The organism is Sphingopyxis sp. FD7 (assembly GCF_003609835.1).
In the GTDB taxonomy this organism is placed as follows: Bacteria; Pseudomonadota; Alphaproteobacteria; order Sphingomonadales; family Sphingomonadaceae; genus Sphingopyxis.
Window position 1 is genome coordinate 3,164,053 of record NZ_AP017898.1, and the last position, 24,302, is coordinate 3,188,354.

A 24,302-nucleotide genomic window follows, 5' to 3' on the forward strand; every position below is an offset into this window, starting at 1 on the left:
CGGTCCGCCCTTAGCGCCTCACCTCACCACCCGCTCGGCTTCGTCGATCGTTCCGCCGCCGAGCTCGCGGTCTTCGGTATAGCGAATGCGCACCGACCCCTTGAGCTTCGCCGCGACCTCCTGCGGCACGCGCAGCGACACCTGGCGCTCGGCGATTTCGGGATAGACCGCGATGCCGCGTGCGACGAGCAGCGGCTCGGCTACCCCCGGCCGCGTCACCTCAATGTCGCCATAGACCGAGCGATTGCCCGTACGCGTCAGATCGAAATTGAACGCTGCGCCCTCATCGCTCTCGCTCACCCAGGCCTCGCCGATCGCCGCCTCGGCGTCCAGGTCACCGACGCGCACGATCACCGGGATGGTGATGCCATAGATCGGCGTCAGCGCGATCGACACGCCCGTGCTCGCGGGCCTGGGCTCGGCGGTCGCCGCAACCGCATCGGGGACCGCGCGGAACAGCATGTGCGCGCGATATTCGCCCGGCGGCGTCCCTTCGGGCACGCGCACGCCGACGCGCACGACCTGGGGCTGATTCGGCGGCAGGGTGACGCGGCGCGGGCTGAAGACGATCATGTTCAGCGCCGCCCTTTCGGCATCATTCGCATCGGCTTCGGCGATCTCGTCGAGCCCGCCCGCTGCGGTCATCCGCTTGACTTCAAGGCTGACGCGATAAGTCGCGGGCTCGGCACCGATATTGTTGAGCACGACTTCGGTCCCGCGCGACCCGTCGAGAATGACGCGCGTCGGCGCGACGAGCAGGTCGCCCGCGGCGTGCGCGGGCACCGACAGCAAGGCGAGCGCGCCCGCGGCAAGCAGGCGAAAGGCTTTGAAAAGGCGCAGCATGGATACGATCCCCACAATCGTTGGCGAGTCGGGGGCTGGCTGGTCCTTGCCCCCTTCGGTTGGTCGCCCCCTGCCTGGCGCAACATGGTTGATATTTCGCTAACCACGCCGTTGCCTGTCCGACAAATGAAAGCGGCCGCCGGGTCCATCCCGACGGCCGCCCAGACCCTGTTTCAGTGAAATTGAAGCGACGAGATCGTGCAGCGAGCTGTGCCGGGGAGGAGCGTTGCGCCGTGCGGGCCGGTGGGCCCGTGCAAGCGACGCGGCGCGCCCGGCGCGGCTCGGTGGACGACCGCCTGTGGCGGCGGGCGGATTTGCCGCGAGGACGTCGTTGCTCGTCGGTCACGATGGAAAACCATCGCTCCCTCCTCGCGCCTCGCCTCGCGACAAATCTGCTCCGTCCCGCGCTTCAATCTCACTGAAACAGAGCCTAGCGCTTCGGCGCGCGCGGCCCTCCGGCCCCCCGCGCTCTGTTACTGGTAGTTCGCGGTGACGTTGAACGTGCCGCTGTAATCGCCCGCGGTCTGGTTGGCGCCGACGTTCAGCGTGCCGCCGACCTGGAAGCTGCCCCCGCTCGCGCCGAGCGTGATCGTCGTATCCGAATAGGTCAGCGACGAGCTCATCGTGCCGCCAAGCGAGCCATTGAGCGTGACGTTCGCATCGCCGCCAACCACGACGACCGCGCCTTCGGTGCCTTCGACATCGAAGTTCGCGGCAGTGGTCGTGCCGGTGCAGGTCAGCCCCGCGCCACAGCTGACCGCGCCAGCGGTCGAGACGCTGACGGTCGAAGCGGTCGCGCCGCTGATGATCGTCGCGAACTGCAGGTCGCTGGTGTTGGTGAGCGTGATCTGGCGCAGGATCTTGGCGGTCGCCGTGCTCGTCGCGGTCGCCGCGTGCGCCGCCGAGGCGTTGAAGGCGAAAGCAGCAATCGCGGCGCCCAGCAGGGCGCGCTTCATTCCAGTGGTGCGCATATGATTGGTCCCTTGATTCGATAAATGGTCAAAATCCGAATGGAAATCCCACCCCATTCGCCAACCTCTTTAGGCGCCCAGCCGTTCAGGCTTTGCCAGCAATCATGGTTAACGATACATTAGGGGTTGCAGCCGGTTCCAGAGTATAATCCTTGAAAAACATCTAATTGCATCGAATCCGCCCGCGGCATCGACATCGGGTTTCGGATCTTTCCGGCCCGGCATGATACAGTTCGGGCATTGCTCGCAGCGATTCGCGACCCGGTGGATCGCGCCGCGTTGCCGAATCGGCCGAAATCCAGGGCGCCCACCCTATCATGGTGGAATCGACGTTCGTTTCATCATCGTCATCCCGGGCTTGATCCGGGATCCCGCTTTTCTTCTGTCCGCGCGCGAAAGAAGGCGGGACCCCGGGTCAAGCCCGGGGTGACGACATCAATGTGGTGAACTTTGGTTCAGGTGAATAGAGTGCGCCCGGTTTTGATCGAATCAGAACCGAGCGCACTCCAGATTCTTGTTTTGCCGTGTTTTCCGAGTCGTCAGATGATCCCACCTGACTTGAAAACTCGCTAGATACCCTCGCCCGACAATCGCTGGCAGATCATGTCGAGCTGGTCGAGCGACGCGAATTTCAGCGTCAGCGCACCCTTGCCGCCGCCCGCATATTGGATCGCCACCCCGATACCGAGCAGTTCGGACAGATGGCGCTCGACCGCGACGATGTCGGGGTCGCGCCCGCCGGGGCCGTCCATGCTCTTATATTCGAGCGGCGCCTTGCGCCCGCCGCCGCGCCCCGCGCGCACCAGCGCCTCGACCGCGCGCACCGACAAGCCTTCCTTGACCACCTTGCGCGCGATCGCTTCGGCATCGTCGGCGCCGATCAGCGCGCGCGCGTGGCCCATCGCGAGCGACCCGTCGCCGACGAGCGCCTGCACGGCGTCGGGCAGGTCGAGCAGGCGCATCAGATTTGCGACATGGCTGCGCGACTTGCCGACCAGTTTCGCGAGTGCTTCCTGATTATGCCCGAAATCCTCGATCAGGCGGCGATAGGCGCTCGCCTCCTCGATCGCGTTCAGATCCTGCCGCTGGATATTCTCGACGAGCGCGATCTCATAGGTCGCGGCATCGTTCAGCTCGCGCACGAGCGCCGGAATCTGGTGCAGCCCCGCGCGCTGCGCCGCACGCCAGCGGCGCTCACCCGCAACCAGCTGAAAACCATCGCCATCGGGCGACCGGCGCACGATGATCGGTTGCAACAAGCCGCGCAGGCCAATCGAATCGGCGAGTTCGGCGATCGCCGCCTCGTCGAAATGGCGGCGCGGCTGACCGGGCAGCGGGCGGATCGCGCCGACGGGCACATGCTGCACGGAATCGCCCGCCACCGGCGCGGCGCGCGCCGCGCCGCCCGGCGTTGCCAGAACCGGCGCCTCGACCGCGACGTCGCCGAACAGCGCGTTCAGCCCGCGCCCCAGGCCGGACGGGCGTTTGCGCGGCGAGGATACGCTATTTTCTTCTTTTTTATCAGTCATTTATGCTGCCTTGCGAATCTCGGGAAGCCGGTCGATCAGCTCGCGCGCGAGCGCAATATAGGCCGCCGACCCGGCGCAGCGATGGTCATAGATGAGCGCGGGGAGCCCGTGGCTCGGCGCTTCGGACAAGCGAACGTTGCGCGGGATCACCGTGTCGAACACCACCGGCCCCAGCACCTCGCGCACATCGTCGGACACCTGGTCGGTCAGCCGGTTGCGCCGGTCGAACATGGTGAGCGCGACCCCGAGGATCGACAATTTCTGGTTGAAACGCTCGCGCACGCGCTCGACCGTCGTGAGCAGCTGACTCAATCCCTCGAGCGCAAAAAATTCGCATTGCAGCGGCACGAGCAGCGATTCGGCGGCGATCAGCGCATTGAGCGTCAGCATCCCCAGTGACGGCGGGCAATCGATCAGGCAAATGTCCCATTGCCCCGCTTCGGCGCCCGACAGGGCTTTTTGCAGCCGGTGGAGGCGGTCCTGAAACTCGATCAGCTCGATCTCGGCGCCCGACAGATCGACCGTCGCGCTGACGATGTCGAGCCGCGGTACGGCGGTCGCGATCGCGCATTCGGCCACCGTCGCATCCCCGCGCAGCAACTCATAGCTTGAGCATTCGCGTTGCGCCTGCTTGATCCCCAGCCCCGTCGAGGCATTGCCCTGCGGATCGAGGTCGATGATCAGCGTGCGCCAGCCCGTCGCCGCGAGTGCGGTCGCCAGATTGATCGCTGTCGTTGTCTTGCCGACCCCACCCTTCTGGTTCGCCACGGCAATGCGGATCATGCTTTCCCTCGCTTTTTCGGCGCGATACGCCCCGTTCCGACCAATATGCCGCTTTCGGCATCGGTACGGCTCTGTTCCACGTGGAACATTCTCTGCCACGCCTCGGGCAGCGATGCCAGTTCCTTAACCCCGTTTCGCCCTTTTGGCAGCAGCCAGCGCGTCGATTCGGTGGAAAAACGCGCGGATAAGTCGATGAGCCGGTCGAGCGGCGCAAAGGCGCGCGCGCTGATCGTCGCCGCGGGGCGCGTTTCGATGCGCTCAAGCGGCGCTTCGGCGACCTCCACATGGCCAAGACCCAGATCGGCCACGACCGCGCGCAGGAAATCGCAGCGGCGGCGGCGCGATTCGATGAGCAGCATCGGCCGCGCGCTCAGAATCGCGACGACCAGCCCCGGCAATCCTGGCCCGCTCCCCAGGTCGACCCAAAGCCCCTTGCCTCCGGTATCGAGTCCGAGCAACTGCGCGCTGTCGGCAATATGCCGCACCCAAATCGTCGGGATCGTGGACGCGGCGATCAGGTTCTGCCGGTCATTCTCGGCCACCAGCATCGCCGCGAACCGCTCGAGCTGCGTCCATTGTTCGGTCGAAGGCGCGAACGCCTGCGTCAGCCAGCCGCGCGCAGCGTGTTCATCCTTCAATAGTTCGGCAGCGCTCACGTCGTTCCTTCACCAGCCGCGCGATGCGGGATTATCATCCGTCTTCGCGCCTTTGCGCCTTTGCGTGAGATTTTGAAAGCCTCACGCAAAGACGCAAAGGCGCGAAGAGAGGGGCCAGCTCTTCCGGCGCTGCAGAATCTTCTCACACAAAGATGTCGCGCCGACCCTCATACCACGGCTCATGATCCGCTCACCGCCGGTTTTTGCTCGAGTCGAGATTTCGCGGTACGGGAGCCTCCCGCCAGAACCAACGCGGCCGTCTTCGTGTCCTTGTGTGAGATTCCCAAACCTGCCTTCGCAGATTCAAGCCGCGCGCCGCCGGCTATGCACCATGATCGCGGTGAGCGCCGCGGGCGTCACCCCGTCGATTCGCGACGCCTGCCCCAGCGTTTCGGGACGTGCCTTGGTCAGCCGTTCGACCATCTCGCGCGACAGCCCGCCGATCGCGCCATAGTCGAGCGCGGGGTCGAGACTGATCGCCTCGTTCGCCGCGAGCGCGCGGAGTTCGGCTTCGTGGCGCGCGATATAGGGCGCATAATGTGCGTCTTCGACGACTTCGGCCAGGATCGTCCGATCGATCGATTCGATCGCGGGCGCCAGAATCATCAACTGCTCGACCGTCACGTCGCGAAAGCGCAACAGGTCGATTCGCCGCCGCGCGATGCCGTCGCCGGGCAGCGGCAATCCGATCGCCGCATAATCGGCGGTCGCCACCGGCGCTTCGAGCAGTGCCTCGGCGCGCGCCCGCTCGGCCATCCGCGCATCGAACAGCGCCGCGGTCGCGGGCCGCACCAGCCCCAGCGCCTTCCCCTTCGGGGTCAGCCGCGTCGCCGCATTGTCGGCGCGCAGCCGCAAGCGATATTCGGCGCGCGCGGTGAGCATCCGATACGGCTCGGTCACCCCCTGCAACACCAGGTCGTCGACCATCACCCCGATATAGGATTCGGACCGTTCAAGGATCAACGGGTCGCGGCCCTGAACGGCGAGCGCGGCATTGGCGCCCGCGACCAGCCCCTGCGCCGCGGCTTCCTCATATCCGGTCGTGCCGTTGATCTGCCCCGCGCACCACAGCCCGGCGATAGCGCGCACCTGCAAGGTCCGGTCGAGCGCACGCGGATCGATATGGTCATATTCGACCGCATAGCCCGGAACGACCATTTCGACCGTCTCAAGCCCCTCCATCGTGCGCAGCATCGCGAGCTGCACATCGGCGGGGAGCGAGGTCGAAATGCCGTTCGGATAGACAAGATGCGTGTCGAGCCCTTCCGGTTCGAGGAACACCTGATGCCCGTCGCGGTCGGCGAAGCGATGGATCTTGTCCTCGATCGACGGGCAGTAGCGCGGTCCCGCCGCGCCGATCGCGCCGGTAAACAGCGGCGAGCGGTGCAGATTATTGGCGATGATCCGATGCGATTCGGCGTTGGTGCGCGTGATCGCGCAGAAAATCTGCGGCACGCTCCGCCCATTGTTCCACGTGGAACAGGTCCAGGTCGCGCCCTCAGCGCTATCCGACGGCTGTTCGGCAAGCCGCGCCCAATCGATCGTCCGGCCGTCGAGTCGCGGCGGGGTTCCCGTCTTGAGCCTAGCCATCGGCAGATCGGCGGCGCGAAGCTGCGCGGCGAGCCGGTGTGCCCCCGCTTCGCCGATACGCCCGCCCGCCATCCGCTCCTCGCCGCGAAACAGTCGCCCGCCGAGAAAGGTGCCCGTCGCGAGCACGACGGCCGACGCTTTCAGCCCCGACCCGTCGCCGAGTTCGAGACCTTCGACCCGTGCGCCGTCGGCCGAAAGCGTCAGCGCGGCGGCTTCGCCTGCGACGACGGTAATGCGATCTTCCGCCGCGAGCAAAGTCTGGATCGCGTCGCGATACAGCTTGCGGTCGGCCTGGATGCGCGGCCCCTGCACCGCGGCGCCCTTCGACGCATTGAGCATCCGGTAATGGATCGCCGCGGCGTCGGCGGCGCGCGCCATCCAGCCGTCGAGCGCATCGACCTCGCGCATCAGATGGCCCTTGCCCAGCCCGCCGATCGCCGGGTTGCACGACATCGTCCCGATCAGCGCCGGGTCGAAACTGACCAGCGCAACCCGCGCACCCAGCCGCGCCGCGGCCGCGGCGGCCTCGGTCCCGGCATGTCCACCGCCGACGACGATGACATCGAAAATTGCGCTGCTGGTCATGATCGTGCGGCGCATAGCCGAAAGCGGTCGCGAAATCCATCGCGCGAAGCGTCTTCAAAATCTTACACAAAGACGGGCTTACGCCCACTCCGCCAAAGTCGCTGTTCCACGTGGAACATCATTTTCCGATGCAGAATCGCCCAAACAGCGTGTCGAGCATATCCTCGACCCCGGCGCGCCCCGTGATGCGGTCGAGCGAAGTCGCGGCGAGCCGGAGGCGCTCGGCGAGCAGGATCAGGTCGCTGGCCTCGCGCGACTCGGGATCGATCGCAAGCCATTGCTTTGCGTCGGCAAGTGCGGCGCGCTGGCGTTGGCGCAGTGCCGCTTCGCCCTCGCGCGGCAACAGCGTCCGTGCCATTTCGACGATCATGTGATGCAGCCTGTCCATCCCTTCGCCTGTCGCCGCCGACAGGATAAGGTCGCAGCGCGCAGCCTCGGCTTCGGCCGCCGCGTCGCCGCGCCAGCGGTCGGCCTGCGCCGCGATCAGGATCGTGCGCGGGTGGTGAGGCGCTTCCTTCGGCGGCCCGAGCCACAGCAATATATCGGCCGCCTCGACCGCCGCCTTCGCGCGATCGATCCCGATCGCCTCGATAGCGTCGGCCTCACCGCGCAGTCCTGCGGTATCCGAAAAGCGCATCGCGATCCCATCCAGCGCCAGCGGCGTTTCGATCACGTCGCGCGTCGTCCCCGCGACCGGCGACACGATCGCCAGCTCCCTTTTTGCCAAGACATTGATAAGAGTAGATTTACCGGCATTTGGCGGTCCTGCGATCACCACCGACAGCCCCTCCGATATCACCTCGGCCGCCGGCCGCGCCAGCCACTTCCCCAGCTCCTCCGCCAGCGCTGCCATCCCCCCCCGCACCCGCTGCGCCACAACTTCGCCAACTTCGACGTCGTCTTCGTCGGCGAAATTGAGCTCGGCCTCGGCGCCCGCCATCAATCCGAGCAGCCGCTCCTGCCAGTCCGCCACCGCGCGCGATACATGCCCGCTCGCATGGCCCAGCGCCTGCACCCGCTGGCTTTCGGTTTCGGCCGCGAGCAGGTCAGCCAGTCCTTCGGCCTCGGCAAGGTCGATCCGTCCATTCTCGAACGCCCGCCGCGTAAACTCGCCCGGCGCAGCGCGCCTTAATCCCGGCATGGCCGCCAGCACCGCCTCCACCGCCGCGACCACCGCGCGCCCGCCGTGCAGGTGCAGTTCGGCGAGGTCTTCGCCGGTCGCGGTCGCCGGCCCCGGAAACCAGAGGATCAGCGCATGATCGAGCGCCCCGCCGTCGGGGTCCGTCAACCTGGCGAGTGAAGCTTGTCGGGGCACCGGCAGTCGCCCTGCCAACGCCTGCAACGCCTTGGCGGCATCGACCCCGCTGATCCGCACGACCGCGATCGCGGCGGGCGGCATCCCGCTCGACAGCGCGAAAATCGTATCGCTTGCTGGCGCCTGGTTCAGCTTTTGCGCCCCTTGGCGGGTTTGCCGTCATTCGCGTCGCCATTTTTCGCCACGCCGCCCATCAGGCCGCCGCCGAACTGGCCGAGCAGCGACTGGACGAGCCCAAGCCCGCTTTCGCCCATCGGCACCCAGCTCCTGACCATCGCCTGGACCATCTCGGGCGTAATGCCTTTGGCCATCAGTTCCTTGACGCGATCGAGATAGATGTCGTGGAGCGGTTCGAGGTCGGGAAGGCCGAACAGCCGCCGCGCCTCTTCGGGGGTGCAATCGATCTCGATATGGAATTTCATCGCCTGTCTCCGCCCCCGTCATGGTAAGCCGCTTGAGCCATAGCCGCGGCGCCGCTAGCTTCGCGCTTTCACCGCCAAGAAGCAAGAGTCAGGAGAGCCCCCGCCATGTCCGCGACGAACATCAGCATACCCGCGCTCGACGGGACGAACCAGATTCCCGCCTATGTCGCGCGCCCCGACGCCGACAGCTCGCGCGCGGTCATCGTCATCCCCGAAATCTTCGGGGTGAACGCGGGCATCCGCCAGAAATGCGACGATTGGGCGGCCGAGGGCTATCTGGCGATCGCGCCCGACATCTTCTGGCGTTTCGCCCCCGGAGTCGAGCTTGACCCCGACATCGAGGCCGAACTCAACGAGGCTTTCGGCTATTTCGGTCGATATGACGCCGACGACGGGGTGAAAGACATCGAAGCGGCGATCCGCTGGCTCCGCAGCCAGGGCGCGAGCAAGGTCGGATGCGTCGGCTTCTGCCTTGGCGGTCGCCTTGCTTATATGGCCGCCGCACGCACCGACATCGATGCGTCGGTCGGCTATTATGGCGTGATGATCGACCAGATGCTGAACGAAAGCCATGCGATCGCCAACCCGCTGATGCTCCATATCCCGACCGCGGATCATCTGGTCGACGATGCCGCGCAAAAGCGGATCCACGACGAGCTCGATCCGCATCCGAAGGTGACGCTCCACGATTATCCGGGCCTCGATCACGGCTTCGCCGCGACGACGGGCAATCGCCGCAACGACGAGGGGGCGAAGCTCGCCGATAGCCGCACCAGGGCTTTTTTCGCCGAGCATCTGGCATGAGCGCGCATCGGGGGCTCGCCGCCTGGCACGCCTATATGGCGGGCGGCGGCGACCCGCAGACCTTGCGGAGCCTGATCGCCGACGATGCAGTGTTCCACTCACCCGTCGTCCACACCCCGCAGGAGGGGCAAGACAAGGTCTTTGCCTATCTCCACGCGGCGAGCCACGTCCTCGGCGGTGAGCATTTCCGCTATTTGCGCGAGATCGTCGACGGCGATCAGGCCATGCTGGAGTTCCAGACCGAGCTCGACGGCATCCAGATCAACGGCGTCGACATCATCCGCTGGAATGACGAAGGAAAAATAAGTGATTTCAAGGTGATGGTTCGTCCGCTCAAGGCCATCAACAAGGTCTGGGAAAGAATGGCCGCGATGCTTGCGGCGCAGGCGGGCTAGATCAGGCTGAGCCCGGCGAGTTCGCGATAGAGTTCGGGCGGCAGCTCGTCGATGCCGCTTCCATCCTCCAGCCCCTTGGGCGCGTCGGCGTCGGCCAGATAGCGCCACCCCTGATGCGCGCGCTTTGGCTGCGGATACACGCGCTCCAGATCGGCAGCGCAAACGATATCGACCCGCCCGTCGCTGCGATCCTCGAAACGCAGGATCCGGGCACGGGCGACAAGCATATGCTTGACGATGAAATGCAGCTTGCCGCCGATCAGCTCGTCGGCGCGCTTTGGCCTGAACCGCGTCGTAAAGCGGACTTCGCCGTCGCACGCATAGGTAGCGATCCGCGCCTGCAGTGCCGGATAATCGGAACAACCGACGGCAACGCGGGTCATGTGGAGAGCTGACATGTCCGAGAGATGGGAAATCGACGGGAGGCTTCAAGCATCCCATAACTCTATTGTCAGAACTCGATCGACCAAAAATTGCGATCGACTGTAAACCGACATTTTCCGAGGACATCCATTCCGATAATGACGTCAAAATGACGCGCCATCGGCCAGCCGAACCCGTCACACTCACCTATAACATAAGGAAATGCGTGTGTTTCGATCATTCCATTTGCGTCGCGATACCCAAGGAAACCCAACCGAAAAAAATAATAAGGCATCATGCGTTCGTCGGTCGCAGACCCGAGCGGCCTCTTTCCGTAGCTCCGCAAACCAAGTTGCGTGACGATAGTTGGTCCGACCCCGCTGCTTGTGGCACCGGTATCGATCAGCGCTCGACCAATCACATGGCTGAGGTCCGCCGGATTCTCCGCAGCTAACACCGCAACATCGGTGACGATGCGTCGCCCGTCGTGTCGGCCCTCAATCGACGGCAAGCGATAGAAATCCTAGATCGAGAGGTTCGTCGACGACTTGCTGAATCGAAAAAATTCGATCGGGAAACTGAGCGAGTGCAGTCCGCAATGCCTCGCCGGGCGATTGATAAAATCCGTGCACCGCTTCGCCACGCAACACTGCATAATCCCCGTCATGATCGACAAGGAAAGTTTTCAAGTTACGCTGAAACCAATCGTAATTGCGATCAACCTCGGCTTGTAGCTGGTCCATGAACCGACCTCCTCCGATTGGAGGATACTCTCACAAAACTGCCGAAAGAGAATCCCCCAATCGGTGAACCGAATCCATTTTGAGTCAAACTGTGACCGAAAAGACTCGACTCACCGAAGAGATTCAGCCGAAGAGCGTACCGATGCCGACGCTGGGGTCGATCCAGCCTTCGTAGATCATCTTGAATGCGACATAGACGATCACGGCAAGGCCGAGATAGGCGATCCAGCGATAACGCTCGATATATTTGGCGATGATGTTCGCCGCGACACCCATCAGCGCCACCGCGAAGATCAGGCCGACGATCAGGATGCCGGGATGGTCGCGCGCCGCACCGGCGACCGCGAGCACATTGTCGAGGCTCATGCTGACGTCGGCGACGGCAACCGCCCAGGCGGCGCCGGCAAAGCTCTTGGCGGGCCGGAGACCCGAATGTTCGTCGCCGACAATTTCCGGAGACCCCGCCGAATGGCCGCCGTCGCGCAGTTCGCGCCACATTTTCCAAGCCACCCAGATGAGCAGCAGGCCGCCGACAAAGATCAGCCCGACGATCTGCATCAGCTGCGTGACGACGAGCGCGAAGGCGATGCGCAGCACCAGCGCAGCGAGCACGCCGATGACGATCACCTTGCGGCGCTGGTCGGCGGGAAGTCCCGCCGCGAGCGCGCCGACGACGATGGCATTGTCGCCCGCCAGCACGATGTCGATCATCAGCACTTGCAGAAAGGCAGCGAAGGCCGCGGGCTCCGTAATGTTCGAGAAATCGTGAACGATCGCGTCCCACATGCCCGCGGGCCCGCCAAATCCGCCGGCGTGCGCGCCGACCTGCATCAAGATATCCAGCATCTTTGCTTAACCCGCCCTTTGCCTATTGGTTCATCGAATCGAAGAAATCTTCGTTCGTTTTGGAATCCTTGATCTTGTCGAGCAGGAACTCCATCGCATCGACGGTGCCCATCTGCATGAGGATGCGGCGCAGCACCCACATTTTGCTGAGCTTGTCCTTCTCGACGAGCAGTTCTTCCTTGCGCGTGCCCGATTTTCCGACGTCGAGCGCGGGGAAGATGCGCTTGTCGGCGACCTTGCGGTCGAGCACGATTTCCGAGTTGCCCGTGCCCTTGAACTCTTCGAAAATGACTTCGTCCATGCGGCTGCCGGTGTCGATCAGCGCGGTCGCGATGATCGAAAGCGAACCACCTTCTTCGATGTTGCGCGCCGCGCCGAAGAAGCGCTTGGGACGCTGGAGCGCGTTGGCGTCGACACCGCCGGTCAGCACCTTGCCCGACGAAGGGACGACGGTGTTGTAGGCGCGGCCAAGGCGGGTGATCGAATCGAGCAGGATGACCACGTCCTTCTTGTGCTCGACGAGCCGTTTGGCCTTTTCGATCACCATTTCGGCGACCTGGACGTGGCGCGTCGCGGGTTCGTCGAAGGTCGAGGAAACGACCTCGCCCTTCACGCTGCGCTGCATGTCGGTGACTTCCTCGGGCCGTTCGTCGACGAGCAGGACGATCAGATACACCTCGGGGTGATTGTCGGTGATCGCCTTGGCGATATTCTGGAGCAGGACGGTTTTACCCGTACGCGGTGGCGCGACGATCAGCGCGCGCTGGCCCTTGCCCTGCGGGCTGACGAGGTCGATGACGCGCGCCGACTTGTCCTTGACGGTCGGATCGACGGTGTCGAGCGACAGCTTCTGGTTCGGATAGAGCGGCGTGAGGTTGTCGAAATTGACACGGTGGCGCACGACATCGGGATCATCGAAATTGACGCTGATCAGCCTGGTGAGCGCGAAATAGCGCTCGCCGTCGCGCGGCGCGCGAATCTCGCCCTCAACCGTGTCGCCGGTGCGCAGCCCATATTTGCGAACCTGGTTCGGCGAGACGTAGATGTCGTCGGGACCGGCGAGATAATTGGCGTCGGACGAGCGCAGGAAACCGAAGCTGTCGGGCAGGACCTCGATCGTGCCCGACCCGATGATCTCCTCACCCTCTTCGGCGAGTTCCTTCAGGATCGAGAACATCAGATCCTGCTTGCGCATCGTCGATGCGCCCTCGACGCCCAGTTCCTCGGCCATCTCGACGAGTTGCGCGGGCGATTTTGTCTTGAGTTCTTTCAGATGCATGGATGGATTCCGGACAGATATTCGGGAGAAAATCAGACTAAAGTTCGTTGCACCGCCGGGTGCCTATCCGGCCGGGGGACGGCCGCCGATGATAGCTTCGGCGCGGGGGACGCACCGCCCGCCTGGGATGCGGGATTGACCGGCCCCTATAACCCGCCGCGCGCCAAGTCAATCGCGGCTGCGATGGGTCGGGATGGACCGGGCCCGTCGCTAAAGCCTCAAAAGTCCCGCACGGGCGATTCGATTCTGTGTCCTTTGTGGCTTTAAGGCGAGACGCGGCGGCGCGATATGCGTCCTAAAGCGACAAAATATACGGACGGATGCGACGAATCTGTCTCCTTTGTCGCTTTAGGACGGGGCTTGCGGTGGAGGGAAAGCCGACGCGGACGGTGACACGAACCCGTGCAGGCTGGCACGGCACACCAAGGTAGGAAAGCGGTTTTTCCGGGGGATCGATGACGGCGGCTTCGGGGTGGATTCCGGGCCTTCCCTTTTCCGTCATCCCGGCGCAGGCCGGGATCTCGCCGGTGCGACAAACCGAAAGGGTGAGATCCCGGCCTTCGCCGGGATGACGATAAAGTTGAGGGCAACTACCGGTCGTCAGCCGCCAATCCTCAAAAACGTCGGAGGCTTCAAGGCCGGACGACCGCAAGGATGACAATGATCGCCGCGGCGACGCCGGGAACCTCGTTGAGCATCCGCAGCTGCTTTTCGGTGAGCGGCCGCTCCCCCTTGCTGAGCCTCTTGAAATAGCCGATCAGCCAGCCGTGATAGCCCGACAGCGCGAGCACGAGGATGAATTTGGCGATGAACCAGGTCTCGCCCCAATAATTGCCGTTGAAGGCGAGCGTCAGCCCGAAGATCCAGACGATGATCAGCGACGGATTGAGGATGATCCGCCGCAGCCGGTCCTCGCGCTCGATCCACTTCTTGTCCTCGTCGGACCCGACGGCCGCCTGCTGGTGATAGACGAAGAAGCGCGGCATCATGAACAGGCCGGCCATCAGGAAAATCACGAAAATGACATGCGCGGCTTTGACCCAAAGCATGGTTGCTCCCAGAAATCCCGCCCAGTCTGCCATATTATCCGCCGCGGACGCGCTTGATGAGATGTTCGACATGGGCGATCGGGGTGTCGGGAACGATCCCATGGCCCAGGTTGAAGATATGGGGGCGCGACGGAAAAGCCGCAAGGATATGGTCGATCGCGCTGTCGAGCGCGGCGCCGCCCGCGACGAGCGCGAGCGGATCGAGATTGCCCTGCACCGGCAGATGTGGCGGCAAGGCGGCATCGGCCCAGGCGGGATCGACCGTCTCGTCGAGCCCGATCGCGTCGACACGCGTTTCGTCGGCATAGGCGCGAAGCTTGCCCCCGGCCCCCTTGGGAAAGCCGATGATCGGTGTATCGGGGTGCAGCGCCTTCAATCGCCGGACGATTTCGGCGTTGGGCGCGATCACCCATTGTTCATATTGGGCGGGGCTGAGGCTGCCCGCCCAGCTGTCGAAGAGCTGCACGGCGTCAACGCCATGTTCGATCTGGCCCGCCAGATAGACGACCGTAAGCTCGACGATCGCGTCGATGATCGTCTGGAAAGCCGTGGGATCGGCGAACGCCATCCGCCGTGCCGCCGCCTGGTCCTTCGACCCCTGTCCCGCGACCATATAGGTGGCGACGGTCCACGGGCTTCCCGCAAAGCCGAGAAAGGTCGTTTCGCCCGGCAGCGATCCTGCGACGCGCGCGACCGTCGCATAGACCGGGTCGAGCCGCTGCGGCGCGGCTTCGAGTGACGTCAAGGCGCTGTCGACGAGCGGAGGCGCGAGCCGCGGCCCCTCACCCGCCTCGAACCACAGATGCTGGCCGAGCGCGTGCGGAATGACAAGAATGTCGGAGAAGAGGATCGCGCCGTCGAACCCGAAACGCCGGATCGGCTGCAGCGTCACGTCCGCGGCGGCATCGGGGTCGTAGCAAAGCTCGAGAAATCCGCCCTTGGTTTCGCGAAGGGCACGATATTCGGGCAGATAACGCCCGGCCTGGCGCATCAGCCAGAGCGGCGGGCGCTCCTGCCGCACTCCGCGCAGCGTCGCGAGCAGCTTCTTCGGTGACGCCTTCACGCGGCCCCTCTTTCTCTCTTCATATATAATCTTGAATAAAATTGTTGTGGTTTGTTGGTCGGCGGACAAGGGCGGCTTTAGGCCGGGACGCCCGTTTTGCCAACAGCTTGACTCCCGGTTCACGGGCATCACTCAGAGAGTCGCGGCTCGCTTTGCCCCTTATTCACAGCATGTGGATAAGATTCATCCCATGTGGATAAGCGATGGAGCGGAATCGGTGCGCCTGGGGATCAATTGCGCGTGCCGAAATCATCCCGGCGCTTTTGCCAAACTTATCCACAGCCCAAACCGTCGCCCCGCGAAGACGGGGACCGCTGGAGAGATTGAGCAAGGCCGAGAACACCCCTGGCTTCGCCGGGACGACGGTTGCTATTGCCTTTTTCCCCCCTGCGCCCGAAAGCGGGGCGATGAGCCGCCTTCACCTGCACCTCATATCCGATTCCACCGGCGAAACGCTCGAAAATATCGCCAAGGCGGCGATCGCGCAGTTCGACGATGTCGAGGTGGTGCGCCATTTCTGGCCGATGGTGCGATCCGAATCGCATCTCGACCGCATCATGGCCGAAGTGCAGGCGAGCCCCGGCATGATCCTCTTCACGCTCGTCAACGGCGAGCTGCGCAGCAGCCTCGAGCGCCGCGCGGGAATGCTCAACCTGCCCACCGTGGCCGCGCTCGACGCGGTAACCGACGCCTTGTCGCGGATGCTGGGACAGGAAGCCAAGGCGCGGCCCGGACGCCAGCATGTTCTCGACGCCGCCTATTTTGCGCGCGTCGAGGCGATCCAGTTCACCGTCGCGCACGACGACGGCATCGGCTGGGAAAATTGGGAACAGGCCGACATCGTCCTTGCCGGTGTATCGCGCACCTCGAAGACCCCGACAAGCATCTACCTCGCCAACCGCGGGTTCAAGACCGCGAATATCCCGATCGTCCCCGAATCGCCGCCGCCGAGCGCGCTGTTCAACCTGAAGCGCCCGATGGTCGTCGGGCTCACGACGGGACTCGACCGGCTGGTTCAGGTGCGGCGCAACCGGCTGCTCTCGCTGAACCAGACGCCCGAGACGAGCTATGTCGACGATGAGCGCGTCAAGGCCGAACTGGCCTTTGCGCGGCGCATGTTCGCCGACAACGGCTGGCCGGTGATCGACGTCACGCGCCGCTCGATCGAGGAAACCGCGGCGGCGGTGATCAAGCTGGTCGAGGACCGCGCCAGCGCATGAGCGGGCTCGTTCTCGCCTCGCAAAGCAGCGGCCGTGCCGCGATGCTGCGCGCCGCCGGGCTGGCGTTCGAGACGACGGCCGCGCATATCGACGAAGAAGCGCTCACCGCTTCGCTGCGCGCGGCGGGGCAGACGCCGCGCAACATTGCCGACGCGCTGGCCGAAGCGAAGGCGGTCAAGATCGCGTCGCGGCTTTCGGGCGTTACGGTGATCGGCGCCGATTCGACGCTCGCGCTCGACGATGGGACGATGCTTACGAAACCGGCAAGCCCCGAAGAGGCCGCCGACCATCTCCGCCGGATGGCGGGAAGCCGCCACCGGCTGTTCAGCGCCGCGGTCGCGGCGCGCGACGGGGCGCCCGTCTGGCGCGCGATCGGCGAGGCAAGGCTGTGGATGCGCCCCTTGTCGGACGCCTTCATCGCCGACTATGTCGCGCGGAACTGGGACGGCATCCGCCGGACCGTCGGCTGTTACGAGATCGAGGGAGCGGGCGTGCAATTGTTCGACCGGGTCGAAGGCGACCCCTGGACCATCATCGGCATGCCGATGCTTCCCTTGCTGGCGTGGCTGCGTGCCACCGGGCACGCCCCGCAATGAGCAAGCCCTACGCCGAGGTCATTGGCGACCCTATCGCCCAGTCGAAATCGCCGCTGATTCATAATTTCTGGCTCGATGCGCTCGGAATCGCAGGCGATTACCGGCGCTTCCACGTGCCGGTTGATGCGCTTGCGGATTATATCGCGGGGGCCCGCGCCGACGCCGATTGGCGCGGTTGCAACGTGACCATGCCCCATAAGCAGGCGATCATGGATCTCGTCGACGATCCGGGCGACATTCGCGGCACCATCGGGGCGATGAACACGGTTGTGCGCCAGCCCGACGGGTCGGTCATCGGCACCAACACCGACGCTGCGGGCTTCTATGCGCCGCTCGCCGAGCTTGACCTTGAAGGAGCGCCGGTCGCGGTTGTCGGGGCGGGCGGCGCGGCGCGTGCCGTGCTGTTCGCGCTTGCGCGGGCGAAGGTCGGGCCGGTAACGATCCTCAACCGCAGCCCGCTCAAGGCGATGGGCCTGCTCGCCACCTTCGGCCTCAAGGGCGAGGTCGCCGGGCTCGATGCGCAGCTTCCGCCGGTGTCGCTGCTTGTCAATTCGAGCAGCCTTGGCATGACCGGAAACCCGCCGCTCGACCTCGACCTGTCGCCATTGCCGGGCGATGCGATCGTGTACGACCTCGTCTATTCGCCGCTTCGGACCGGCCTCCTCAACGCGGCCGAAGCGCGAGGGCTCGCCACGGTCGACGGGCTCGACATGCTGATCGGCCAGGCGGCGCTTGCCTTCGAGCTGTTTTTCGGGGCGCCGCCGCCTGAAGGCCGCGACGACGAGCTGCGCGCGCTCCTGGTCGCGTAAGATATTTCGCATGAGCCATTTCAAGCGCCCGCACCTGCCGCTCCGCCGCCCCTTCCTGCTCGGCCTCACCGGCTCGATCGGCATGGGCAAATCGACCGCGGCGGCGATGTTCGAGCGCGAGGGCGTCCCCGTCTTCGATGCCGATGCCGAGGTGCATCGGCTGCAAGGCCCCGGTGGCGCGCTGGTTGCGGCGATCGAGGCGCGCTTTCCGGGGACGACCGGCCCCGGCGGCGTCGACCGGCAGAAGCTGGGCGCGCGCGTGCTCGGCAATACACACGAACTCGCGGCGCTCGAAGCCATCGTCCATCCGGCCGTGTTCCGCGCGCAGAAACGCTTTCTCGCCAGGCACCGTGCGCGCGACGTGGTGGTGCTCGACATCCCGCTGCTGTTCGAAAAAGGCGGCTGGCGGCGCGTCGGCGCGATCGCCGTCGTCTCCGCGCCCGCCTGGATGCAGCGTCGGCGCGTGATGCGTCGCCCCGGCATGACCGCCGCGAAGCTGAAGGCGATCCGCCGCCTGCAGGTGCCCGACCGCGTCAAACGCGCGCGCGCCGATTTCATCATCGAGACGGGCCGACCGAAAAGCGAAACGCACCGTCAGATTCGCTTCATCGCCTCTTGTTTCCACGCGCGATAGGGTCCAGATTATTGCTTCGATGCGCGAGATTATTTTCGATACCGAAACCACGGGTTTCGATCCCAGGACGGGGGACCGGCTGGTCGAAATCGGATGTGTCGAACTGGTCGATCGACGCGAAACGGGCGTTACCTTCCACGCCTATTTCAACCCCGAGCGCGACATGCCCGCCGCGGCCGAAGCGGTGCATGGCCTGTCGAGCCAGTTCCTGTCGGACAAGCCGCTCTTTGCGGCGCGGGTCGACGAACTGCTCGACTTTTTCGGTGACGCGCCGCTGATCGCGCATAATGCGGCGTTCGATTTCGGCTTTGTGAACGCCGAGCTCGAGCGGATCGGGCGGCCCGCGCTCGACATGGCGCGCATGTGCTGCACGGTGCAGATGGCGCGGCGACTGCATCCTGGCGCCAAGCACAGTCTCGATGCGCTCTGCACCCGCTACGGCATCGACCGCAGCCACCGCATCAAGCATGGCGCGCTGCTCGACGCCGAGCTGCTCGCGCATCTCTATATCGAAATGACGGGCGGGCGGCAGATCGGCCTTGGCCTCGCATCCGCGGCCGCGCCGACGGCCGCGTCGACAGCGGGCCCGGTCGCGCCGCGCGGTCCGGCGCGACCCTTTCGCGAACCGAGACCGCATATGGCGTCGGCTGCCGAACTCGCGCGCCACGCCGATTTCGTCGCAGGGCTCAACCAGCCGCTGTGGCTCGATACGGTGTGACGACTCCCCCATTGTCGTCGCGCCGGCCATAGAAGGAGAAGAAAAATGGAAATCCGCGTCTCTGGCCATCAGATCGAAACCGGCGAAGCGCTGCAGGCGCATGTCGCGGACCGGATGAACGCGATTGCCGACAAATATTTCTCGCGCGCGATCAGCGCTCACGCGACCTTCGGCAAGGGTCCGCACGACAGTTTCCAGTGCGACATTGTCGCGCATGTCATGCAGGGGCTGGTGCTGAAGGGCCATGGCCAGGCGCAGGACGCGCATGTCGCGTTCGAGGGCGCGGCCGACCGCATCGAAAAGCAGCTCAGGCGCTATATGCGACGCTTGAAGGATCGCAACAACGGACCGGCCGAACCCTCGCCGACCATCGACGAGATCGAGGAAAATGCCAGCTACACTGTTTTCGATCCCGGCGCCGAAGAGGAAGAGGCGGGCGACGCGCCGGCGATCATCGCCGAAACGCGCGTCGACATCCCCAACAGCAGCGTCTCCGACGCGGTGATGATGCTCGACTTGCGCAACACCAATGCGCTGTTGTTCGTCAACAGCAAGACGGGCGCACACAATATGGTCTATCGCCGCGATGACGGCACCATCGGGTGGGTCGAACCACGATAGGACTGGATTTTATCCGCCATCCGGCTTAAGGGCCGCGCCCAACGATGCCCGAAGCCCGGATGGCGGCGGGCCTGCCACGACAGATCCGCGATCGCTAGCCAGCCCCTGTTTCTGGCGGTGTCCGGCGTTTTACAAGATTTGATCCGACGATGAATCTTTCTTCTCTTCTCTATCCGGCGACGGTGCGCGCGCACGTCCAGATCGATTCGAAAAAGGCGCTTTTCCCCTTCATCGGCGATCTCGCCAGCCGATCGCTCGGCCTCGATGCCGGCGAAGTGAGCGAAGCCTTGCTCGAACGCGAACGGTTGGGATCGACAGGATTCGGCCGGGGTATCGCGCTGCCGCACGCCAAGCTGGCCGATCTTGGCGGTGTGCGCGGCCTGTTCCTCCAGCTTGCACGACCAATCGATTTCAACGCGGTCGACGGCCTGCCGGTCGATCTGCTTTTCGTGCTGCTTTCGCCGCTCGATGCCGGCGCTGACCATTTGAAGGCGCTCGCCGGCGTGTCGCGGATGCTGCGCAACGACGCGATCGCCGAACGGCTGCGCGGCGCCAAGAATGACGAAGCGCTTTACGCGCTGCTCGTCGACACCGAAGCGCGTGACGCGGCCTGACGAGCGATCGGTCGGGCCTCCGCGAAGGCGGGGGCCCATCGCGCGCCGCCACGATTTCGGTCTCCCTCGCTTCAGGACGAGATATTCGGCGATGAACCTCCGCCTTCGCATTGGCGGGGGCTGACATGCGGCTCAAAAGCCGTTTCCTTGTCGATCTGTTGCTGCGCCGCACCGAAGCGGCGGGCGGCTTCGCGGCCGTGCTGGCCAGAGGCGACGACACCGCGGGTGTCATTCTGGTCCAGTGCAGCGACCGCGGCGAGCCTGGCCCGCTGCTCGAACGGCGATTTTCGGCCGACGGCAAATATATATGGGAGGAAGTCGGCCCCGCGGACGCCCAGGATCGTGAATCCCGCGCCAATTATCGCGAGCGGCGGCGAAAGGCCGATCCCGATCTGTGGGTCGTCGAACTGGACATCGCAGATGCGGCACGACTCGTCGCGGAGTGGGGCGCGTTAACTTGACTCTGTTGCGGTGCACAATAGCTGGCGCCCATTCGATAACGCGAAGGTCGGTCCGCGGGTTGCATCGCCATGCCATGCTCCCGAGAAAACGGACTGGACACGCAGTCGGACGATGACCGCAGGCGGCGATACAGGATCAAAGTCCCCCGTCTGTTCTTGAGAGGCTCGGTTCATCGGCCGCACTTTTGACGGACAATATGAGTCGCATTCTGAACGTGGCCAGCGTGGCCGCCGTCGGCATGACTGCCGCCACCATGCTGCTTCTGGCGGAACCCGGCTTTGCAAGCGACCTTGCTGCCGACGCCAATCTTCCCGCCATCACCCTGCCCGGCGCCGCGGCGCCCGAGGCGCAAAAGGCGGATTTGCCGACCGAGGCCGAGTTGCCCGTCGAGGAACAAGGCGATCCCGAGCGCGACGCCGCCCCCGAAAGTGAAAACACGCCGCCGGTAACCGCGGCGTCGCTCGCGGCGCTTGTCGCCGCGACGCCAAAGCCCGCCACGATCGACGGCGAGCTGCGCTGCCTGGCCGGGGCGGTCTATTTCGAATCGCGCGGCGAATCGCTCCCCGGCCAGCTCGCGGTCGCGCATGTCGTGATCAATCGCGCGCGGTCGGGACGCTTCCCTGCCAGCCTGTGCGGCGTCGTTCACCAGAAGCGCCAGTTCAGTTTCGTGCGCGGCGGCCGGATGCCCGCGATCCGCGAAGGCGCGCAGTGGGACACGGCGGTGGCGATCGCGCAGATCGCGCTCGACGGCAGTTGGAAGAATCACGCGCCGGGCGCGCTTTTCTTTCACGCGCGCTATGTCTCGCCTGGCTGGCGCAAGACGCGCATCGCGCAGATCGACAATCACATCTTCTACCGGTGATTCGATAGCGGCCGTTGCCGCACCGCCAATTCGTCATCCCGGCGAAGGCCGGGATCTCATCGTCGCGATATGACGCACCGTCGAGATCCCGGCCGTCGCCGGGATGACGATTCGGGTTGGGCGTGTCCTTTGGACGCCGATATCCTGTTCATTGCCAAGCCATGAATGCTGGCGCATGATACAGGCATGATGCGTCATCTTTCCGTCGCCCTGCCCTTCGCAGCGGCGCTTGCGCTCGGCGGCTGCGCCACCGCCGTTCCGCCGGTCGAGGTCACCCGTTTTCACAGCAATGCCGTGGCGGGCTGGGCGCCGGGGACGCGCTACACCGTCGATACCGCGCCGCTGGGCGACGCCGCGGCGATGCCGGGCGCCGCCGCGCCCTCGCTGGAATGGTCCAGCTATCGCGGCGCGGTCGAACGCCAGCTTCAATTGCAGGGCCTCGTTGCCGCGCCCGACGGCGCGCGTGCGCCGCTCAAGGTCCGCATCGGTTTCGACCGTGCGACGCACGAAAGCGTGGGCAAGCGATCGCCGGTGTCGGTCGGCGTCGGCGGTTCGACGGGCAGCTATGGTTCGGGTGTCGGGCTCGGCGTGGGGATCAACCTTGGCGGCGGCTCCAGACGCATGGTCGATCTCCAGCTTTCGGTGCGCATCGACGATGCCGCGACGGGTCAGGCGCTGTGGGAGGGCCGCGCGCTGACCGCGGTTCCGGTGAAGGCGCCCGCCAGCCAGCCGAGCCTTGCCGCGGCGAAATTGGCCGAAGCCCTATTCAAGGACTTCCCCGGCGAATCGGGACGCACTATCAGCGTCCCATGACCATCACCATCAACGCCGCTTTCGACAGCGGCAACATCGTCGTGGACGCCATCGACGGGACGTCCGCCCGCCTGTCGATCCGCAAGGATCGCGAATCGGACTTTTTCCAGTGGTTCCATTTTCGCGTCGCCTGCTCCGTCGGCGACCCGCTCGACCTTGCGATCACCGGTCTCGAAGCCTCGGCCTACCCCGACGGCTGGCCCGGCTATGCGGCGTGCGCGAGCTATGATCGCGAAAGCTGGTTCCGCCTCGACACGGCCTATGATGCCAAAGTGGACGGGGGCCGTTTGACCATCCGGCACACGGCCGAGGGCCCGCTGCTCTGGATCGCCTATTTCGCGCCCTATTCGCTGGAGCGGCACCACGACCTGATCGCATCGGTCGCCGAATGCGAGGGCGTGACCTATCGCTGCCTTGGCACCAGCCTTGAAGGCCAGCCGATCGACTGCCTCGAAATGGGCAGCGGCGATATTCAGGTCTGGCTCTATGCGCGCCAGCATCCGGGCGAGAGCATGGCCGAATGGTGGATGGAGGGTGCGCTCGAAATGCTCACCGACCCCGCCGACCCGCACGCGCGCTCGCTCCGGCAGAAATGCCGTATTCATATCGTGCCGAACATGAATCCCGACGGTTCGCGCCGTGGCCACCTGCGCACCAATTATGCGGGGGTGAACCTCAACCGCGAATGGCACGAGCCGACCGCCGAACGCAGCCCCGAAGTGCTGTGCGTGCGGAATGCGATGGACGAAAGCGGCGTCGACTGGGCGATGGACGTTCATGGCGACGAAGCGATCCCGGCGGTCTTTCTGGCGGGATTCGAGGGCATTCCGTCGCTGAAAGCCGAGCAGATGGAGAAATATAAGGCGTTCGAGGCCGCGCTCGCGGCGAACACCCCCGATTTCCAGCTCGATCTCGGCTATGCCGAATCGGCGCCGGGGCAGGCAAATCTGTCGATGTCGACGACGCAGCTCGCCGAACGCTTCGGCGCGGTGTCGATGACGCTCGAAATGCCGTTCAAGGACAATCGCGACCTGCCCGATCCCGTTCAGGGCTGGTCGCCCGAACGGTCGAAGCGGCTCGCGCACGCCTGCCTCCAGACGCTGGACCATATTTTGTGAGCGACGCCTGGCGGATCGTCGAGGATGATCTGTCGGGCGCCGCGATCCGTGCGCTGCTCGAGCTGCATTTTGCAGGGATGCTCGCGAACTCGCCCGCGGGAAGCTGTCACTTCCTCGATTTCGACGGGCTGCGCGCGGGCGATGTCACCTTCTGGTCGATCCACAAGGACGGCGCGCTCGCGGGCTGCGGCGCGCTCAAGATGCTCGATGCAAAGCATGGCGAGATCAAGTCGATGCGCACCGCCGCGGCCTTTCTGCGCCAGGGCGTCGCTGCGCGGATGCTCGGCCATATCATCGCCGAAGCCCGGCGCCGCGGCCTCGAACGGCTCAGCCTCGAAACGGGGTCGGGCGCAGCCTTCGAGCCCGCGATCGCGCTCTATCGCCGCTATGGGTTCGAGGATTGTGAGCCCTTTGCCGACTATCGGCCCGACCCCTTCAGCCGCTTTATGACGCGCGCTTTGTAATAGGGACTTGCACAAAGCGACGAAGCCACAAAGAAGCGCGTGCCGCGAAGCGGCTTTTTTCCTGCCCGCGGCGTCCGGGCGCGACGGTGTTGGATAAAGGGCCTGGCGGCCCGAGGCCCCTTTGTGGCTTCGTGG

Annotated in this window: 29 protein-coding genes; 14 read left to right on the forward strand and 15 right to left on the reverse strand. The window is 65.0% G+C overall.

Annotated elements, in window-relative coordinates; genetic code table 11:
* Window positions 1-18: 18 nt before the first annotated feature.
* The 8 genes from SPYCA_RS15365 to SPYCA_RS15400 form a co-directional block, all read right to left on the reverse strand.
* Entirely contained in the window at window positions 19-843 is an 825-nt protein-coding gene (locus tag SPYCA_RS15365) for a fimbrial biogenesis chaperone (protein WP_120221672.1), read from the reverse strand.
* A gap of 473 nt (window positions 844-1,316) precedes the next feature.
* Window positions 1,317-1,814 carry a DUF4402 domain-containing protein gene (locus SPYCA_RS15370; RefSeq protein ID WP_120222384.1) on the reverse strand — a complete coding sequence of 166 codons (498 nt, stop codon included), beginning with the start codon at window positions 1,812-1,814 and terminating at the stop codon, window positions 1,317-1,319.
* Between the two features lie 569 nt (window positions 1,815-2,383).
* A complete protein-coding gene (locus SPYCA_RS15375; protein WP_120221673.1) occupies window positions 2,384-3,343 on the reverse strand; it encodes a ParB/RepB/Spo0J family partition protein in 960 nt (319 codons plus the stop codon).
* Window positions 3,344-4,126 (reverse strand): ParA family protein, encoded by a 783-nt coding sequence (locus SPYCA_RS15380; protein ID WP_120221674.1) that lies wholly within the window; start codon window positions 4,124-4,126, stop codon window positions 3,344-3,346. It lies immediately after the preceding gene.
* Window positions 4,123-4,782: a 16S rRNA (guanine(527)-N(7))-methyltransferase RsmG gene (gene rsmG, locus SPYCA_RS15385; protein WP_120221675.1), complete on the reverse strand. Its 660-nt coding sequence runs from the start codon at window positions 4,780-4,782 to the stop codon at window positions 4,123-4,125. Before rsmG ends, SPYCA_RS15380 begins: the two co-directional genes overlap by 4 nt.
* A gap of 303 nt (window positions 4,783-5,085) precedes the next feature.
* Window positions 5,086-6,957, reverse strand: coding sequence for a tRNA uridine-5-carboxymethylaminomethyl(34) synthesis enzyme MnmG (gene mnmG / locus SPYCA_RS15390; RefSeq protein ID WP_120222385.1), 1,872 nt, complete (start codon window positions 6,955-6,957; stop codon window positions 5,086-5,088).
* A gap of 118 nt (window positions 6,958-7,075) precedes the next feature.
* A complete protein-coding gene (mnmE, locus tag SPYCA_RS15395; protein WP_232003356.1) occupies window positions 7,076-8,356 on the reverse strand; it encodes a tRNA uridine-5-carboxymethylaminomethyl(34) synthesis GTPase MnmE in 1,281 nt (426 codons plus the stop codon).
* A gap of 44 nt (window positions 8,357-8,400) precedes the next feature.
* Window positions 8,401-8,694 carry a DUF6489 family protein gene (locus SPYCA_RS15400; protein ID WP_120221677.1) on the reverse strand — a complete coding sequence of 98 codons (294 nt, stop codon included), beginning with the start codon at window positions 8,692-8,694 and terminating at the stop codon, window positions 8,401-8,403.
* Window positions 8,695-8,799: 105 nt separating this feature from the next.
* On the opposite strand from SPYCA_RS15400, the gene SPYCA_RS15405 reads away from it, so the two are divergent.
* Both SPYCA_RS15405 and SPYCA_RS15410 read left to right on the forward strand, forming a co-directional pair.
* A complete protein-coding gene (locus tag SPYCA_RS15405) occupies window positions 8,800-9,498 on the forward strand; it encodes a dienelactone hydrolase family protein (RefSeq protein ID WP_120221678.1) in 699 nt (232 codons plus the stop codon).
* Window positions 9,495-9,893 (forward strand): nuclear transport factor 2 family protein, encoded by a 399-nt coding sequence (locus tag SPYCA_RS15410; protein WP_120221679.1) that lies wholly within the window; start codon window positions 9,495-9,497, stop codon window positions 9,891-9,893. The genes SPYCA_RS15405 and SPYCA_RS15410 overlap by 4 nt, the downstream gene beginning before the upstream one ends.
* On the opposite strand, the gene SPYCA_RS15415 is transcribed toward SPYCA_RS15410, so the two are convergent.
* From SPYCA_RS15415 to hemE, 7 genes are all read right to left on the reverse strand, one after another.
* Window positions 9,890-10,291 (reverse strand): DUF1489 family protein, encoded by a 402-nt coding sequence (locus SPYCA_RS15415; RefSeq protein WP_120221680.1) that lies wholly within the window; start codon window positions 10,289-10,291, stop codon window positions 9,890-9,892. The two genes, SPYCA_RS15410 and SPYCA_RS15415, sit on opposite strands and share 4 nt — an antisense overlap.
* Before the next feature lie 53 nt (window positions 10,292-10,344).
* Entirely contained in the window at window positions 10,345-10,767 is a 423-nt protein-coding gene (locus tag SPYCA_RS19105) for a hypothetical protein (protein ID WP_146625162.1), read from the reverse strand.
* Window positions 10,754-10,999, reverse strand: a complete 246-nt coding sequence (locus SPYCA_RS15425) for a hypothetical protein (RefSeq protein ID WP_120221682.1) — start codon at window positions 10,997-10,999, stop codon at window positions 10,754-10,756. Before SPYCA_RS15425 ends, SPYCA_RS19105 begins: the two co-directional genes overlap by 14 nt.
* A 123-nt stretch (window positions 11,000-11,122) precedes the next feature.
* Window positions 11,123-11,845, reverse strand: a complete 723-nt coding sequence (locus tag SPYCA_RS15430) for a TerC family protein (protein ID WP_120221683.1) — start codon at window positions 11,843-11,845, stop codon at window positions 11,123-11,125.
* 22 nt (window positions 11,846-11,867) lie between these two features.
* Window positions 11,868-13,124 carry a transcription termination factor Rho gene (rho, locus tag SPYCA_RS15435; protein WP_120221684.1) on the reverse strand — a complete coding sequence of 419 codons (1,257 nt, stop codon included), beginning with the start codon at window positions 13,122-13,124 and terminating at the stop codon, window positions 11,868-11,870.
* 632 nt (window positions 13,125-13,756) lie between these two features.
* Window positions 13,757-14,206 carry a CopD family protein gene (locus SPYCA_RS15440; RefSeq protein ID WP_120221685.1) on the reverse strand — a complete coding sequence of 150 codons (450 nt, stop codon included), beginning with the start codon at window positions 14,204-14,206 and terminating at the stop codon, window positions 13,757-13,759.
* A gap of 1 nt (window position 14,207) precedes the next feature.
* On the reverse strand, window positions 14,208-15,236 hold the full coding sequence (gene hemE / locus SPYCA_RS15445) for a uroporphyrinogen decarboxylase (RefSeq protein ID WP_120221686.1): 1,029 nt from the start codon (window positions 15,234-15,236) through the stop codon (window positions 14,208-14,210).
* Between the two features lie 407 nt (window positions 15,237-15,643).
* On the opposite strand from hemE, the gene SPYCA_RS15450 reads away from it, so the two are divergent.
* The 12 genes from SPYCA_RS15450 (at window position 15,644) to SPYCA_RS15505 (ending at window position 24,167) form a co-directional block, all read left to right on the forward strand.
* On the forward strand, window positions 15,644-16,456 hold the full coding sequence (locus SPYCA_RS15450) for a pyruvate, water dikinase regulatory protein (protein ID WP_120221687.1): 813 nt from the start codon (window positions 15,644-15,646) through the stop codon (window positions 16,454-16,456).
* Window positions 16,453-17,052 carry a Maf family protein gene (locus tag SPYCA_RS15455; RefSeq protein ID WP_120221688.1) on the forward strand — a complete coding sequence of 200 codons (600 nt, stop codon included), beginning with the start codon at window positions 16,453-16,455 and terminating at the stop codon, window positions 17,050-17,052. The genes SPYCA_RS15450 and SPYCA_RS15455 overlap by 4 nt, the downstream gene beginning before the upstream one ends.
* Window positions 17,049-17,861 (forward strand): shikimate dehydrogenase, encoded by an 813-nt coding sequence (gene aroE / locus SPYCA_RS15460; protein WP_120221689.1) that lies wholly within the window; start codon window positions 17,049-17,051, stop codon window positions 17,859-17,861. Before SPYCA_RS15455 ends, aroE begins: the two co-directional genes overlap by 4 nt.
* 10 nt (window positions 17,862-17,871) lie before the next feature.
* Window positions 17,872-18,495 (forward strand): dephospho-CoA kinase, encoded by a 624-nt coding sequence (gene coaE, locus SPYCA_RS15465; RefSeq protein ID WP_120221690.1) that lies wholly within the window; start codon window positions 17,872-17,874, stop codon window positions 18,493-18,495.
* 19 nt (window positions 18,496-18,514) lie between these two features.
* Window positions 18,515-19,213 (forward strand): DNA polymerase III subunit epsilon, encoded by a 699-nt coding sequence (gene dnaQ / locus SPYCA_RS15470; protein WP_120221691.1) that lies wholly within the window; start codon window positions 18,515-18,517, stop codon window positions 19,211-19,213.
* Between the two features lie 45 nt (window positions 19,214-19,258).
* Window positions 19,259-19,834 carry a ribosome hibernation-promoting factor, HPF/YfiA family gene (gene hpf / locus SPYCA_RS15475; protein ID WP_120221692.1) on the forward strand — a complete coding sequence of 192 codons (576 nt, stop codon included), beginning with the start codon at window positions 19,259-19,261 and terminating at the stop codon, window positions 19,832-19,834.
* A gap of 149 nt (window positions 19,835-19,983) precedes the next feature.
* On the forward strand, window positions 19,984-20,448 hold the full coding sequence (locus SPYCA_RS15480; protein ID WP_120221693.1) for a PTS sugar transporter subunit IIA: 465 nt from the start codon (window positions 19,984-19,986) through the stop codon (window positions 20,446-20,448).
* A 125-nt stretch (window positions 20,449-20,573) separates the two neighbouring features.
* On the forward strand, window positions 20,574-20,909 hold the full coding sequence (locus SPYCA_RS15485; protein WP_120221694.1) for a DUF1491 family protein: 336 nt from the start codon (window positions 20,574-20,576) through the stop codon (window positions 20,907-20,909).
* Window positions 20,910-21,106: 197 nt separating this feature from the next.
* On the forward strand, window positions 21,107-21,772 hold the full coding sequence (locus tag SPYCA_RS15490) for a cell wall hydrolase (RefSeq protein ID WP_120221695.1): 666 nt from the start codon (window positions 21,107-21,109) through the stop codon (window positions 21,770-21,772).
* A 189-nt stretch (window positions 21,773-21,961) separates the two neighbouring features.
* Entirely contained in the window at window positions 21,962-22,585 is a 624-nt protein-coding gene (locus SPYCA_RS15495) for a DUF4136 domain-containing protein (RefSeq protein WP_232003358.1), read from the forward strand.
* The gene (locus SPYCA_RS15500) at window positions 22,582-23,703 is read left to right on the forward strand and encodes a M14 family metallopeptidase (protein ID WP_120221697.1); all 1,122 of its coding nucleotides are present in this window, start codon (window positions 22,582-22,584) and stop codon (window positions 23,701-23,703) included. Before SPYCA_RS15495 ends, SPYCA_RS15500 begins: the two co-directional genes overlap by 4 nt.
* On the forward strand, window positions 23,700-24,167 hold the full coding sequence (locus SPYCA_RS15505; protein ID WP_172595101.1) for a GNAT family N-acetyltransferase: 468 nt from the start codon (window positions 23,700-23,702) through the stop codon (window positions 24,165-24,167). Before SPYCA_RS15500 ends, SPYCA_RS15505 begins: the two co-directional genes overlap by 4 nt.
* Window positions 24,168-24,302 lie beyond the last annotated feature (135 nt).